The 14,724-nt window shown below is 63.1% G+C and carries 13 protein-coding genes and 1 riboswitch; of the genes, 8 read left to right on the top strand and 5 right to left on the bottom strand.

The features are described from left to right. Positions 1-187: 187 nt before the first annotated feature. Positions 188-1,666: a sugar porter family MFS transporter gene (locus JOF28_RS08580; protein ID WP_209705379.1), complete on the top strand. Its 1,479-nt coding sequence runs from the start codon at positions 188-190 to the stop codon at positions 1,664-1,666. A gap of 83 nt (positions 1,667-1,749) precedes the next feature. On the opposite strand, the gene pnuC is transcribed toward JOF28_RS08580, so the two are convergent. The 4 genes from pnuC to JOF28_RS08560 form a co-directional block, all read right to left on the bottom strand. Then, a complete protein-coding gene (gene pnuC / locus JOF28_RS08575) occupies positions 1,750-2,457 on the bottom strand; it encodes a nicotinamide riboside transporter PnuC (protein ID WP_209705378.1) in 708 nt (235 codons plus the stop codon). 70 nt (positions 2,458-2,527) lie between these two features. Next, a riboswitch (FMN riboswitch) is annotated at positions 2,528-2,654 on the bottom strand. Positions 2,655-2,721: 67 nt separating this feature from the next. After that, positions 2,722-3,123, bottom strand: coding sequence for a hypothetical protein (locus tag JOF28_RS08570; protein ID WP_209705377.1), 402 nt, complete (start codon positions 3,121-3,123; stop codon positions 2,722-2,724). A 104-nt stretch (positions 3,124-3,227) separates the two neighbouring features. Further along, positions 3,228-4,223 (bottom strand): sugar phosphate isomerase/epimerase family protein, encoded by a 996-nt coding sequence (locus JOF28_RS08565; protein ID WP_209705376.1) that lies wholly within the window; start codon positions 4,221-4,223, stop codon positions 3,228-3,230. Further along, complete coding sequence (locus JOF28_RS08560) at positions 4,220-5,467, bottom strand: Gfo/Idh/MocA family protein (protein WP_209705375.1); 1,248 nt, start codon at positions 5,465-5,467, stop codon at positions 4,220-4,222. Before JOF28_RS08560 ends, JOF28_RS08565 begins: the two co-directional genes overlap by 4 nt. Before the next feature lie 223 nt (positions 5,468-5,690). Between JOF28_RS08560 and JOF28_RS08555 the strand changes: the two genes are divergently transcribed. Further along, complete coding sequence (locus JOF28_RS08555) at positions 5,691-6,704, top strand: LacI family DNA-binding transcriptional regulator (RefSeq protein ID WP_209705374.1); 1,014 nt, start codon at positions 5,691-5,693, stop codon at positions 6,702-6,704. A 13-nt stretch (positions 6,705-6,717) separates the two neighbouring features. Here JOF28_RS08555 and JOF28_RS08550 read toward each other — a convergent pair whose 3' ends face one another. Beyond that, positions 6,718-7,470, bottom strand: a complete 753-nt coding sequence (locus tag JOF28_RS08550) for a hypothetical protein (RefSeq protein WP_209705373.1) — start codon at positions 7,468-7,470, stop codon at positions 6,718-6,720. A 158-nt stretch (positions 7,471-7,628) separates the two neighbouring features. On the opposite strand from JOF28_RS08550, the gene iolG reads away from it, so the two are divergent. The 6 genes from iolG (at position 7,629) to JOF28_RS08520 (ending at position 14,710) form a co-directional block, all read left to right on the top strand. Next, the gene (iolG, locus tag JOF28_RS08545; protein WP_209705372.1) at positions 7,629-8,636 is read left to right on the top strand and encodes an inositol 2-dehydrogenase; all 1,008 of its coding nucleotides are present in this window, start codon (positions 7,629-7,631) and stop codon (positions 8,634-8,636) included. Between the two features lie 24 nt (positions 8,637-8,660). Then, the gene (locus tag JOF28_RS08540) at positions 8,661-9,446 is read left to right on the top strand and encodes a TIM barrel protein (protein WP_209705371.1); all 786 of its coding nucleotides are present in this window, start codon (positions 8,661-8,663) and stop codon (positions 9,444-9,446) included. A 159-nt stretch (positions 9,447-9,605) separates the two neighbouring features. Continuing rightward, a complete protein-coding gene (locus tag JOF28_RS08535) occupies positions 9,606-10,658 on the top strand; it encodes a LacI family DNA-binding transcriptional regulator (protein ID WP_209705370.1) in 1,053 nt (350 codons plus the stop codon). Positions 10,659-10,918: 260 nt separating this feature from the next. Beyond that, positions 10,919-12,778: an ABC transporter permease gene (locus JOF28_RS08530; protein WP_209705369.1), complete on the top strand. Its 1,860-nt coding sequence runs from the start codon at positions 10,919-10,921 to the stop codon at positions 12,776-12,778. Between the two features lies 1 nt (position 12,779). Then, a complete protein-coding gene (locus JOF28_RS08525) occupies positions 12,780-13,880 on the top strand; it encodes an ABC transporter ATP-binding protein (RefSeq protein ID WP_209705368.1) in 1,101 nt (366 codons plus the stop codon). Next, positions 13,877-14,710: an inositol monophosphatase family protein gene (locus tag JOF28_RS08520; RefSeq protein WP_209705367.1), complete on the top strand. Its 834-nt coding sequence runs from the start codon at positions 13,877-13,879 to the stop codon at positions 14,708-14,710. The genes JOF28_RS08525 and JOF28_RS08520 overlap by 4 nt, the downstream gene beginning before the upstream one ends. Positions 14,711-14,724 lie beyond the last annotated feature (14 nt).

The raw sequence follows: 14,724 nt of genomic DNA, 5'->3' as shown, positions 1-14,724 counted from the left end.
GGTATGGGTAAAACATGTTGCTATCAGGCAATAATTGACTGAGAGGTGGAACTATTGCGCGATCAGGGGTTCGCACTCTGGGAGCCAGGTGTGAGGGCGTTTTGTCCTTTTGATATGACATTGTTAGGCTTTCATGATCACGCATACGAACATTCCCGTTGCGTGCTCATGACGAAGGAGTCTTAATATGTCCGTCCATTCAGCGCAAGCAACTGCAAAGTTGCCACCCCTCACGGACGGGCCGCATCGCAAAAGGCTCGGAACGGTTGCTCTTGTAGCAACCTTCGGTGGACTGCTGTTTGGTTACGACACCGGCGTAGCCAATGGTGCTGAGCGGCCACTGCAAGCCGAAATGGGCTTCAACTCGCTGCAGATCGGCATCGTGATCAGCGCGCTCGTTTTCGCAGCCGCTGTGGGTGCCATGGTGTGTGGCCGCCTCGCCGACAAGATCGGCCGCCGCCCCACGATCATCGTGCTCTCGACGCTATTCTTCCTCGGCACGATCCTCGTTATCACCTCACCGGGCGGCCCCGAGCACGGCACCCACACCACCATCGGTTACTCGATGCTGATCCTTGGGCGCATCACGCTCGGTCTCGCGGTCGGCGGCGCCTCGGCGGTCGTGCCCGTCTACCTGTCAGAGATGGCACCCTACGAAATTCGCGGCTCGCTCTCGGGCCGCAACGAGCTGATGATCGTCATCGGCCAGCTCGCAGCCTTCGTGGTCAACGCGATTATCGCGGCACTCTGGGGCCACGAAGATGGCGTGTGGCGCATCATGTTCGCCGTGTGTGCCGTGCCCGCTATCTTCCTATTCTTCGGCATGCTGCGCATGCCCGAGTCACCCCGCTGGCTGATCGAAAAGGGACGCGATGCAGAGGCCCTCGCCGTACTCAATACCGTGCGTTCGAAGGATCGCGCTGAAGCCGAGTTCGCCGACATTCAGGCCGGTACCGCTCAGGATCGAGTAGCCGCTCGTGGCCAGCTCGGCCTCAAGGCCGTGCTGAAGAACCGCAACCTGCTCATGATTTTGCTCGTCGCCTGCGGCCTGGGCGTCGCCCAGCAGTTCACCGGCGTCAACGCCATCATGTACTACGGCCAGCGCATGCTCGCCGAGGCCGGCTTCAGCGAGGACATGATCGGCTGGGTCAACATCGCCCCCGGCATCATCGCCGTCATTGGCGGCATCATCGCCGTGATCTACATGGACCGCATCAACCGCCGCACCAACTTCCTCTGGGGCTACGGTATGACCGCGCTGTCGCACGTGCTGATCGCCGTCGCGATGATGGCCCTGTTCCCCGTGGGCAACCCCGCCCGACCCTGGGTGTTCCTGGTGCTGATCGTCGTAATGATCGGCTCGATCCAGCTGTTCCTCAACATCGCGACCTGGGTGTATCTGTCTGAGGTATTCCCGCAGCACATGCGCGGCGTGGGCATGGGCCTGTCGGTGTGCGTGCTCTGGGTCACCAACGGTATCGTCGCCACCTTCGTGCCGACCATTGTTGGCGCGGTGGGTATGGGCCTCTTCGTGATCTTCGCCATCGTCAACGTGATCTCGTTCTTCTTCATCTTGAAGTTCGTGCCCGAGACGCGCGGTCGCACCCTCGAAGAGCTCGACTCAGACATCACAACGGGCGCGATCTACGTGCCCCGCAAGGGCTAGTAGTTAGCACTCACCAGCCAGGCTGAAACCGAAAGGCACCTTCCCCGCTGGGGAAGGTGCCTTTTGCGTGAGTTGCTGCCCGACTACTCAGCGGGCTCTGTGGCCCGGCTCACGCGCGGGTCGGGCATGATGTTGTCGATGCGCGGCTTACTGTGCGACTGGGCCCGGGCCCACACCACAAAGCCGATGGCGGTAAAGATGCCGTAGAAGACGTACATAAACCCGGTCGCGTAGTAGCCGGTGCTAAACAACAGCGGCACCCCGACTACGTCGACGGCGATCCAGATCAGCCAGAACTCGGTCCAGCCCTTCGCCATGCCGTAGGTGGCCAGCAGCGACCCGACAAATGTCCACGCATCGGCCCACACAGGATCCCACGAACCCAGCGCGCGAAACAGCGGCGTGAGTGCGACCGTGCCGAGCACGAGCGTCAGCACGAGGCCAATGCGGGTGGGATTTGAGGCCCAGCGGGGCGTCACCTGCCCGCCGTTGCTGCTGGCCTGGCGCCACCGCACCCAACCAAACACGGCAACAGCGATAAACATGACCTGTCGGCCAGCCTGGCCGAGAAGGTTCGGCAGTTCGTGATCCGGGCTAATGATCGACCCCAGAAACACGGTGAGCAGCAGCAGATTGCCCACGATGCCGACGGGCCACGCCCAGATCTTGCGCCGCATGCCGCCGAATGCGCTCGCGAGCCCAAACACGTTGCCGACGACTTCGCGCACGAGCAGTGTTTGGCCGCCGGGTAGCACCCACTGAGAATTAAAAGCTTCGATCAAGCAGTGCATGATGGGCAGGCGTTCCTCTCGGGTTCATGTCGCCGAGGGTACGCGGGTACACGAAATGGTGTCGCCCACGCATGTGCTTCTCTCATCCAGACTTTACTGTCGGTATCGGAATTTCACCGATTCAACCTCAGCCCTAGGGGCCTCGGGTCGCGGACTATCACCGCCGGTTCGGAATTTCACCGACCCCGGAGCACGTATGTTTACTTGAAATGCTAGCGCACCCGCGCGGTTGCGGGGCGAAGGTGCGCTTATGTGACGGTTGGCTTAGGCTTCGGGAGCTTCGGCTGATTCACCTTCTGCGCTCTCGTCGGCGTCGATGACGCCGGTGAAGCGGCTGCCCACACCGTACACAAAGGTGCGCGTGGTTGCGGCACTAAACGGCTTGGGCAGTTCGTGCGCCTCGTGGTCGTAGCACGCGAGCAGCGTGAACTCGGGCCACCACTTCTTGGGGCGCGCCTGCTCTGAGTAACTGCAGATCGCGCACTGCAGCGTCGCCCACACCTTCTTCTTGCCGGTGCGGTTGGCGCGCGACTGGGCGAGCCAGGCCGGCGGGTTTTGGTCGATCTCATTGAGATCGGCCTGCGAGATGTTCGAGGGGATGCCGTGACGTCGCGCCATTTCCAGCGGAATATCAAGTTGCAAAGCGGCATCGTATTGAGAAGGCATACCCCCAGGGTACGCGGGTGCTGGCGCGCGCGGTGACGCGGGGCACGGCGGGCTAAAGCGCGATCCGAGGCAAAGACCTGCTGAGCCCCGGATCGCGCCCTGTCTTACAGCGCCGCGTTGGCCGCCCGCAGCACCTGCGCGGCGACCTCGAGGCCCTCGATGCGGCCGAGCGAAACGTCTTCGTGCTCGATGTTGACCCACATTTCGGGGTCGACCTCGTGCAGTGCCCGCAAGAACTCGGTCCAGAATGCGGTGTCGTGGCCGCGGCCCAGCGCCACGAAATCCCACGCCGAATTCTTGGGCCACTCGTTGGCCCACTCGTCGCCGCCCAGGTTGGTGCGCGGCTCTTCGGGGGCGAGGCGACGGAATGAGTTGTCGAGCACGCCGTTAATGCTGGCCCACTCGGGGTTCACCCGCACATCCTTGGCGGCCGCGTGGAACACGAGCTCGCCCAGGTGGCGCACCACGGCCACAGGATCCATCTGCTGCCAGAACAGGTGCGACGCGTCGAGCTCAACGCCCACGTGCGTGGCGCCCGTGAGCTCAATGAGCTTGTGCACGTCAGCCGAATTGAACACCAGGTTCTGCGGGTGCAGCTCGAGCGCCACCTTCACGCCGTGCTCGGCCGCGAAGCCATCCATCTCGCGCCAAAACTTGGTCGCGACATCCCACTGGTAGTCGAGCACGTCAAGCGCCGCCGAGTTCCAGGCGTTGACCACCCAGTTGGTGACGCTGGCGCTGGCCTCGCCGCCGGGCAGCCCCGACATCGTGACCACGCGATCTTGCCCGAGCCGGTTGGCGAGCTGAATCGAACGGCGCACGTCAGCAGCGTGCGCATCGCCGATCGCACGGTTGGGGTGCAGCGGGTTGCCGTTCGCGTTGAGGCCGGCAATGCTGACGCCCGTGCCCTCGAAGAGTTCGAGAAAGTCGTCGCGGGCAGTATCTGAGACGAGAATGTCGTCAAAGGTGGGGATGTGGTGGGCGGGCAGAAAGCCGCCCGAGTTGAGCTCGATGCCCGAAAGGCCCAGGTTCTTGATGACCTCGATCGCCTCGGGCAGGCTGCGGTCGTGCAGAATCGCGTTGTAGACACCGAGTTTCATCGTGCGACCTCCTGGGTGTTGGTGCCGACGGTGTTGGTGGTGCCGGCGGCGTTGGCGGGAACCTGAACTGTGGCCCCGCCCTGCGCGGCCGACTCGGCAACTGCGGCGAGAAACTCCATGTTGTGCACGCCGTCGTCGAAGCTCTTGCAGCGCGGCAGTGATTCGGCCTCGGGCAGGCCCGCGACCTCCTCGAGGAACGCGCGCGCCTGGTGCACGAACAGATCGTTCTGGCCGATGCCGACGCCCGGGGCATCCATCGCCCAGCCGCCCGCGTAGTGCGGGTGCGCGGGGCCGAGGGGCACGGTGCGGTAGCCGGCGAGGTCGCCGAGCTCGTCATGCAGCATGACCTCCACCTGTGATGGGTTGGTCTGACTCCAGCGTGCGGCGCCCTTCGATCCGAACACCTCAATGGAGAGGCTGTTGGGGTGGCCTGCGGCGACGCGGGATACCTCGATGGAGCCGACGCAGCGTTCAAATTTGGCATTGAACGTGGCGTAGTCGTCGTTCGTGACGGGTGACATTTCGGTGCTGACGTTGCCGCGGCTGTGGCCCACGACCTGACCGATGGGCTTGGGGCGCTCGGTGATCGAGGTGTGGAACCGGCCGCCCGAGACCTCTTGCACGCCGCCGCACAGATGCTCGGCGATGTAGCTCAGGTGGCTGCCAACGTCGCCGAGCGCTCCTGATCCAGCGGGGCCCTGGTAGCGCCAGCTGATGGGCACATCGGGGCGGCAGCCGTAGTCGGTCCAGTAGTGGGCCGAGAAGTGGAACACGTCGCCGATGCGGCCGTCGTCGATGAGCTGACGCATGAACGCGATGCCGGGGGCACGCAGGTAGCTGAAGCCGATGCGGGCGACGGTGCCGCGGGCCTCTGCCTCTCGGGCGGCGTCGGCCATGGCGCGGGCGTCTTCGATCGTGTCACTGAGCGGCTTCTCGCAGAGCACGTGCTTGCCGGCGGCGAGCAGGCCCTCGACGATCTCGCGGTGCAGCGAGTTCGCCACGACCACGCTCACGACGTCAATGTCGTCGGCGGCCGCGATGGCCTTCCAGTCTGATTCGTGACGCTCAAACCCAAACCGCTTCGCGGCCTCCTGGCCGAGCGGGGCGTACACATCACCGATGGCCACGAGGCGAATCTCGGGTAGTACGGGAGAGTAGACGGTAGAGGCTGCACGGAAGGCGGCCGCGTGGGCCTTGCCTGCCATGCCTGCGCCGATGACGGCGACGCCGATTGATGAGGTCACGGTGGTTCCTTTCACAGGGCTTGAGGGCCGCGGGTGTTGCAGGGGGGCTGGTGAAGCAGTGTGGGGCGCTCGCGGTTGTTCTGTAGTCTTTAGCTAGTATTGGAGCGCTCCAATGATGAGTACGCTATCCCGTGGAGCTTTGTTCTGTCAATGTTGAAAGCTGCGTGTCGCTGGGAACCCCGCGCTTGCGTAAACGCAGTATCGTCGAGGGGAACAGAAAGAGATGACCGTGAAGAAACGACCGACCATCTACGACGTAGCCGAACGCGCAGGCGTCTCGAAGTCACTCGTGTCGCTCGTGTTGCGCGATTCACCCCGGGTGAGCGACGCGAAGCGCGAAGCCGTACTCGAGGCCGTGACCGCGCTGAACTACACCCCGAGCCGGCTCGCCGCAGGCCTCGCGGGCACCCGTACGCGCAGCGTCGGCGTCATCATCGACGACTTCTCCAACCTCTGGTTCGTTGAGGCGCTTGCTGGGCTGCGCACCGCGCTCGCCGAAGGCGGCTACGCCTTAAGCGTCGCCGACGCGAGCCTCAACGCCCACCTGGGCATCGACCCCATCGAGGCATTTCGGGCACTGCGCGTCGACGGCATTGTGTTGGCTGGCGAAGCCTCGGCCCCGGCGGTCGCGCGCAGCGGGGTGCCCGCCGTCGTGCTCGGCGTGCGCGATCTCGGCGCCGAACTGGCCGAGTTGCCCGTCATTGCTAGCGATGAAGCGGCGGGCGGCCGCCTTGCGACGATGCACCTGGCCGTGCAGGGCCACCGCGACATCGCGTGTGTCTCGGCCCCCGGCGCGAGCGCGGCACGGCGTGAGCGCGGCTACTGCGACGCCATCGCCGAATTGGGTCTCACGCCCACGGTCGTGCGGGCGCCCGACACGGGCGAAGCCGCGGCCCGCGAGGTGGCTGCGGAGCTGCTGGCCCGCGCTGAGTCAGCGCAGGCGCCGCGCCCCACCGCGGTCTTTGCGGTGAACGACCCGATGGCGGTCGGCGTCATCGGCGCCGCTCGCGAGCTGGGGATTGCGGTACCGGGCGACCTGTCGGTGGTCGGCTACGACGATTCGCCGATCGCGGCGTACGGGCTCGTGTCGCTCACCAGTGTGAGCGGTGACCCCCGCGAGCTGGGGGAGGCCGCAGGACAGGTGCTCATCGCGAAGCTTGAGGGCGGTGCCACGCAGATTGCATCGCGCAGCTTCACGCCCCGCCTGGTTGCGCGCGGATCGGTTGCGGCGTACTAGACCTCGCCGTGAGCTATTCGATGTCGAACCGGCGGCATTCATTGGGATCGCACGGAATCAGTGGGTCGCGCGCGGTGGTGCCGGCCGGTACACGCAATACCTCGGCCGCGCGGTCGGGCTTCATGATCTGCGGCCCCCGGGTGGTCATTACCCTGCGTGACGCATCGCACTCGGGCGAGTACGGGGGCTGCTCGTAATCAAACGCGCGCAGTGTCTCGGGCGAGAACTGATCCTCGAGTCTTTTGATGCTCTCGCGAAATTCGGCGTCCTCAGGGTCTTCGGCAGGGGGCTCTGCGGGGCCGGCCGAATTGCTCTCATTGCTGCGCTGAAGCTCTTCAAGCGCATCGGCGGCAGCGCGCAGTTTCGCCCCTCTGTCTGGGGGCGCAGGCTGATTTTCTGAGACCGTCGCCGAGGCTAGTGTGCGCGAGAGCACGAGGGGGATGTGGGCGCCGCGCACCACGAAGTCGTAGTCAGTGCCGGCGACCAGCTGCACTCGCAAGCTCGGGTCGGCGGTGCAGACGGCGGTCTTCTTCGATCTGAAGCTGCCGCAGTCGCTCAAGACGCGTGCTCGGGGCCGTCGCGAAGCCGAGGATTGCTGCACCGTGCAGTTGGTCATTACTTCTTCGGGAAACAGGGGCGCCGAGAGCGGGCCGCCCACCCACACGATCAGGCTCGCAGCGAAGAGCGCGACCCCAATCCAGACGCCGCGTTTTGTGGCGCTGCGCGATGGCGGCCTGGTGTAACGCGCAGCTGTGTCCTCGCCCATGGTGTTTATTCTCGCATTCCGAGGGCGGCAGCATACACAGCGGCGCAGGTCAGTCATTGTGCTTGGAAAGGCGGCACTGTACCCCGTAGAATAATCTTATTGTCTTATCAATTTAGATCGTGCTAAGTGAGCGCGATCCAGACCCCAAGGGGATCGCAATGACGCAGCAACCCGTTCGTTTTGGACTCATCGGCACCGGCCGCATCGGCCAGGTACACGCCGCCACAATCGCCGCACTCCCCGGTGCGACACTGAGCTGGATCGCAGACCCGTTCATCGAGGGCGCGAAGGGCGTCGCCGCACGCTTCGGCGGCACAGTCACCGATAACCCCGAAGAGCTCATCGCCTCGGGCGAAATCGATGCCGTGCTGATCGCGTCGCCCACTCCCACCCACGTTGACCTGATCGCCGCCGCGGTGCGCGCGGGCATCCCCGTGCTGTGCGAGAAGCCCATCGACCTCGATATCGAGCGCGTCAACGCGCTGCGCCCGCTGGTCGCCGAATCAGGCGTACCGGTAGCGCTCGGCTTCAACCGCCGCTTCGATCCGGCGTTTGCAAGCGCCCGTGCCCGCGTCGCCGCCGGAGAAATTGGCGAGCTCGAGCAGCTCACCATCATCAGCCGCGACCCCGCAGCGCCGCCCGCCGACTACGTCAAGATCTCAGGTGGCATCTTCCGCGACATGACGATCCACGACTTCGACATGGCCCGCTTCTTCCTCGACGACATAATTTCGGTGAGCGCTACTGGCACGCAGACCTTCGACGACGGAGCCCGCGAGCACGGCGACTTCGATACCGCGGTGACCACGCTGCGCGCAGCCTCGGGGGCCATCGTCACCATCATCAACTCGCGCCACAGCGCGGTGGGCTACGACCAGCGCATCGAGGCCTTCGGCGCGAAGGGCTCGCTGCAGGTTGCCAACGCACCCACAAGCCTTGTGAGCCTGTCGACCGCCGACGCGGTCGAAGCGAAGCCACCGTACGAGACGTTCTTCCTTGAGCGCTACGCCGAGGCCTACGCCGAAGAACTGCGCGAGTTCGTCAAGCTCGTGCGCGGCGAAGCATCCACGAGCCCCACGTTCGAAGACGGCCGCGCGGCCCTCGTGCTCGCCGACGCTGCACAGCGTTCGGCCACCGAGGGTGTCGCCGTCTCGGTTGCGCTGTAACGGCCCGAGACACGGAGCCTGGTCATGACGACATATCGGTTGGCCGCCTGCGCAGAGATGCTATATCTCGACCTACCGTTCGTGGAGCGCGTCAAACGCATCCACGAGCGCGGGTTTCTTGTGGAGATCTGGGACTGGAGCAACAAAGACCTCGAAGCGCTCGCCGCAACGGGGGCCGAGTTCTCTTCGATGACCGGGTACTTGCGCGGTGACCTCACGACGAAGGCGGGCCGCGAAGCGCTGCTCGCGACGGCGCGCGAGTCACTCGCGGCCGCTGAGATCCTCGATTCACCCCGGCTGAACCTGCACGGCACCGGCCTCGGCGACGGCGGAATCCCGGTCGTGCCACACGAACACACCACCGGTGAGGACTGGGTGCACGCGGCCGAGACGCTGCGGCAAGTCGCCGAACTGGGCCAGGCTGCCGGGCGCATCTTCGTGCTCGAAAACCTGAACCTCGCGGTCGACCACCCCGGGGTGCCGTTTGCGCGGGCCGCCGACACCCTCGCACTCGTGCGCGGGGTCAACCACCCGCACCTGCGCCTCAACCTCGATCTCTACCACGCACAAATTGGCGAGGGAAACCTGGTGTCACTCGTCACCGAGGCGCTGCCCTGGGTCGGCGAAATTCAGGTCGCCGATGTGCCGGGCCGCTGCGAACCCGGCACCGGAGAGATTCGCTACGAGGCGGTCGCCAGTGCGCTGCGCTCGCTCGGCTACGAGGGCGTTATCGGCATGGAGGCCTGGGCGAGCGGCGACTCCGACGCCGCGCTCGATGCCTTTGCTGCCGCATTTGGCGACGGGCGCTAGCTACCTGCACGGATGCTGCTGCTCAGCGTTGGCACCGGAAAACACCGGCTCTGAACGCTGGAGTGGGGCGCCGAGAACGGGCCCGGATCACGCGCGAACCCGCCGCGACCCGGGCCCTGCCTCGGCAGCCCATAGGATTGACCCGTGCAAGGAGGTGCGATGACTGACCCAATAGGGGCCGCGACAAGCGCGCCCCACCGCCCGCCGACGATTCGAGATGTCGCGCGCGAGGCTGAAGTGTCGAAATCGCTCGTATCGCTCGTGTTTAACGGCGGCGAGAACGTCAGCGAGGAGCGTCGCCTGCGGGTGCTCCACGCCGCAGAGCGGCTGGGCTACCGCCCCAACCTCGTCGCGCAGTCACTGTCTGCTGGGCGCCGCGACATCGTCGCCATTTTGGTTTCGAACCTGCACAACCCCCTGTTTGCTGAGATCGTGGGGGCCGCGAAAGCACAGCTCGCCGAGGCGGGCCGGCGCACCATGATCGTGAGCGCCCAGGTCGACGACGGCGGCGGCTCGGCGATGCTCGACCAAGACAACATCGCCATGCTGCGCGACCTGCGCCCCTCGGGGCTCATCACGGTGGGTACGATCCCCGGTTTTGCCGAACTCACCGAGCTTGCGGCCACGATCCCCACCGTCGTCGCCAGCGCGATCGACGCGACCCCCGACGTTGTGGCGACGGTGCGCAGCGACGACAACGCCGGCGTCGACCTGGTCATCGCGCACCTGGTCGCACAGGGTGTCGCGCGCATCGCCCTCGTGGGCGGCGAGGGCGGAACGGTCTCCGCCTCGCGCGCCACTGCCTTCCGTGAATCCATCGCTCGCCGCGGCCTCGGGGCCGGATCGTGGGTTGAATCAGCCGATTTTACCGAGGCTGGTGCCCGCCGCGCCGTCGAGCGCATGCTCGCCGAGGAACGGTTGCCCGAGGCCATCATCGCGGTCAACGATCTCTCTGCCGTCGGGGTGATCTCAGCGCTCGAATCCGCGGGCATCGCAGTGCCCGCTGGCTGCCGCGTCGCCGGCTACGACGACACCTCGCTCGCGGCGATTCCGCGCATCTCACTCACGAGCGTCGATCCGGGCAACCGCCGCATCGGCCGCGATGCCGCGACCGCGCTGCTCACGGCGCTCGATGCTGACGCTCCGGATCGGGGCCTCGAGGTGCTCATCGAGCCGCGGCTTGTGGTGCGGGGCTCGTCGGTTACGGGCTGAGTCCGATTGCTGTCGGCTGACTTGGCTTCGTGGTCAGGAAAGCTCATGCGCTGAGGTTCTGACCGCTGCCTGTCGGTTCCGGGTTTCGTGGGTCTCTGCGGTCGGCGGCGTTCCCTTTTCGGTCCCCGTACCCGAGCCCAGTCTTGGGTGTTGTCCGATCTTAGAATCATTGCTAAAAGGTATTGACAAAGGTACCTTTGTCGAGCCATACTCTAAAGGTACCCAACGAGGTATGTTTAAACTTAGACAAGGGCGTCGATGTGACTACGACAATTCTCATTCCGGATCCGAGGAAGGATCGGGTCAAGAAACGGAAAGGCCGGGCCGCGCTAAAGCCCCCGCTCGGCTATCGAATCCGTCTGTATGCGCAGAACCCAGTTGTAACGATCGGTGTTCTCGCGCTGCTCCTGTTCAGCTACCTGATCATTGCGCCAATTATCTCCCTGTTGGTTGATGGGGTGGTCGTACACCGCCAGGACACGGCGATTACGCAACAGGGGGAGGGGGCGTTCACCTCCTACTACCTCTGGCGTGTGTTTGCTTCGCCTCAGGCCATGACGATTTTCTGGGAGCCGCTGACCAATACTCTCGTGATTGCGCTCTCAAGCATTGCCCTCGCGCTAATTGTGGGTGTGACCGTCGCCTGGCTCATGGTGCGCACGAACATGTGGGGCCGTAAGTGGTTTGCAACCGCGCTGATTGTTCCATATATGCTGCCTGCGTGGACGTTCGCGCTGTCGTGGGTGACGATGTTCAAAAACCGAACCACGGGTGGCCAAGCAGGTTGGCTTGAAAACCTGGGGGTTGCCGTCCCTGACTGGTTGTCATATGGCAAAGTACCTATCATCTTAATTTTTGCCGCGCACTTCTCGCCATTTGTGATCATGCTCGTAGGAAATGCGCTCAAACGTTTCGACTCCACCCTTGAGGAATCAGCAAGGCTATTGGGTGCATCGCGCGGAAAGGCTGCGCTTTCGATTGTGCTGCCGATATTGCGGCCTGCCCTGATCTCAGCGGTTACGTTGATTCTCGCAAAGGTGTTGGGTGAGTTCGGTGTGGCATACATTCTCGGCTTGCCGGTGAACATGAATGTGCTTGCCACAAGCCTTTACCGAAATATTTACAGCGACCAGAAGGGATCCGCCGCGGTCATGGTGGCGGTGATCGTGATGATCGGCGCGATCTCGCTCTGGGTCGACATGCACTTTCTGCGTGAGGCGAAACGATTTGTCACGATCTCAGGAAAGAGCGGTGCGGGCGGCTCGGTCACGAAGCTTGGGGTGAGCCGGATCTTTGCAACCCTTGGCTGCACTGGCCTATTCCTTATTAGCGTCGCGATCCCGCTCACGGTTCTCGCCCTTTCAACGGTAATGAAGCTACCGGGGGTATTCAGTGCCGAGAACTTCACCTTGCAGTACTGGGTAGGCCAGAACCTGTCGACTGTGGGTTTCCCTGATGGAGTGCTATTTAACACTGAGGTGTGGAGTGCTGCATGGAACAGCCTCTGGATTGTCGGGATGGCCTCGGTGATGGCGGGCGTCATGGGAATCATCGTTGGTTATGTCGTGGTACGTTCCCAGTCCCGATTCATTTCGGGAGCCCTCCGGCAGATCGTATTCTTCCCCTACTTGGTGCCGGGCATCGCGTTTGCGGTGGCGTACCTGTCACTTTTTGCGGTTCAGCGGGGGCCGATTCCTGCGCTTTACGGAACGGCCGCACTGCTCGTACTGATCTACTTCACCGAACAGATGCCATTCGCTTCGCGAGCCGGAATCTCCGCGATGATGCAGTTGGGGTCCGACCCAGAAGAAGCCGCCCAAATGGCCGGCGCCGGCTGGTGGCGTCGGTTCGTTACGATCGTCCTTCCCATCCAGAAGGGCGCACTCGCAACCGGAATGGTTATGGCATTTATTTCAGGGGTGAAGAGCCTGAGCCTGGTGGTAATTCTTGCGGTTCCGGGAATGGACGTACTTACAACATTGTCGATCAGGCTCCTCGACGTTGGGTACTCCCAAGCTGGCAACGCGGTGGTCCTACTGGTAGCGATTATCGCCTTTGCCGGAACATATAGCGTCCAGAAAATAATGAAAACAGATCTTGCTCAGGGAATGGGAGGTTGAGATGCCCACGATCTCACTCGAAGGCGTATTCAAGAACTACGGTTCAGATTCAAACGCGGTTGAAAAGCTTGACCTGACGATTAACGACGGTGACTTCATGTGCCTCCTCGGCCCGTCAGGGTGCGGGAAGACGACGACGGTGCGAATGATCGCGGGGCTTGAGAACATCACCGACGGACGTGTCACCATTGGAGACACGGTCGTTGATGAGCCGATGACTCAGCAATTCGTGGCTCCAGAGAAGCGGGACATCGGGCTCGTATTCCAGAGCTACGCGCTGTGGCCGCATCTGACTGTGGCTGAAAATGTGGAATACGGTCTGAAGTTGCGGAAGATGCCCAAGGCGGAGCGCACGTCCCAGGTTGAGAAGATGACCAAGACGCTTGGCATCGGACAGTATCGCGACCGCTATCCGTCACAGCTGTCTGGTGGGCAGCAGCAACGCGTGGCACTGGCTCGAATGCTCGCGGTGAGTCCCAAGCTCATGTTGTTGGACGAACCGCTGTCAAACCTGGACTCCCGGCTTAGGCTAGAAATGCGTGCGGAGCTCAAGCGAATTCACGAAGAATTCAAGGCCACCGTCGTCTTTGTCACCCATGATCAGTGGGAAGCCATGACATTGGCGACGCGTGTCGCAGTAATGAACGAGGGGGTTCTGCAGCAGGTCGGGAGCCCTATGGATATCTACGATCGTCCTGTCAATCGGTTCGTGGCCAGTTTCCTAGGGGTCCCACCGATGAACTTTATTGAGATGGATGAATCCACCCCGCAACGATCAGCGGCGGGCCGCTTCTTGGAGCGCCGAGTCGCGCAGCCGGCGCAGGTGGGATCAATGGGGATTCGGCCCGAGGCAATTGCGGTTGAAGCTCCCGATCTTGGGCGAGCAGCTGGCGATCTCGTTTTTCCTGGCCGGATCGTGTCGATAATGCCGACGGGTGGGAGCTGGACCGTCGAAGTGACGGTTGGGGGACAGCGCATGTATGCAACCACTCTTCAACGAGGACACTGGCAGACCGGTGATGAGGTCGAACTTGTCACGGCTGCTGATCACGTGCACGTATTTGATTTAGAGAACAACCGTATTGAGGTGGTAGAAGCATGACCGATATTCGTCAACTGACCGAATTCACTAAGAGAATTGCTCTCGAAGCAGGCGCGATCGCGATGGAAGGCTTTCGCAGTAGGGACTTGGGTATTGACCTCAAGGCCGATTTTCACGACATGGTCACGAAGTATGACCGTGCATGCGAAGTGCATATCCGTGACGCCATCCTCGCGGCCTACCCTGACTCCACCATCATCGGCGAGGAAGACGGGGCGAGCGAAGGAACAGGCCGCCTTGCTTGGCACATTGATCCCATCGATGGCACTGCAAACTTTGCCAGAGGCATGGCCCTTTGGGCGGTAAGTATTGGGATTGCGATCGATGGAGAGATTGCGGTGGGAGTTGTGTACGACCCTGCAAATGACCACCTTTTCTGGGCGGATGAACGCGGCGCCTTTCTTGGGGAAGAGCCCTTACGGAGCTGGGGTTTCGCAGAGCCTGCGCAGGCAACTGTCGCTTGCAACTTCCCGCTCCCTCGTGACCTTGTACACTTCCGCGACCTGGCCCTTGAGCAGTTTGCCGACGTCACTGAACAGTTTGCCCAAGTGAGGGCGCTCGGTAGCAGCTGTATCTCGCTGTGCTGGGTTGCCGCCGGGTGGATCGATGCCACGATTTCGTTTGGTGCGAACTCGTGGGATGTTGCTGCGTCAGCCTTCATCGTGCGCCAAGCCGGGGGTACCTACGTCGCATACCAATCGGGAGCTGCGCAGCCCCAGAGTCGTGACTATGCGCACCCGCACTACTTGGCCGCGATTCCTGACGCGAAGTTCGACGTACTGCACGAGATCATGCGAACCCAGAGCAACCGGCCACTGGTTACAACTTAGAAACTTCAACCAAG

It is taken from the genome of Leucobacter exalbidus (genome assembly GCF_017834145.1).
In the GTDB taxonomy this organism is placed as follows: Bacteria; Actinomycetota; Actinomycetes; order Actinomycetales; family Microbacteriaceae; genus Leucobacter; species Leucobacter exalbidus.
This window is presented reverse-complemented; position numbering and strand designations above follow the sequence as displayed.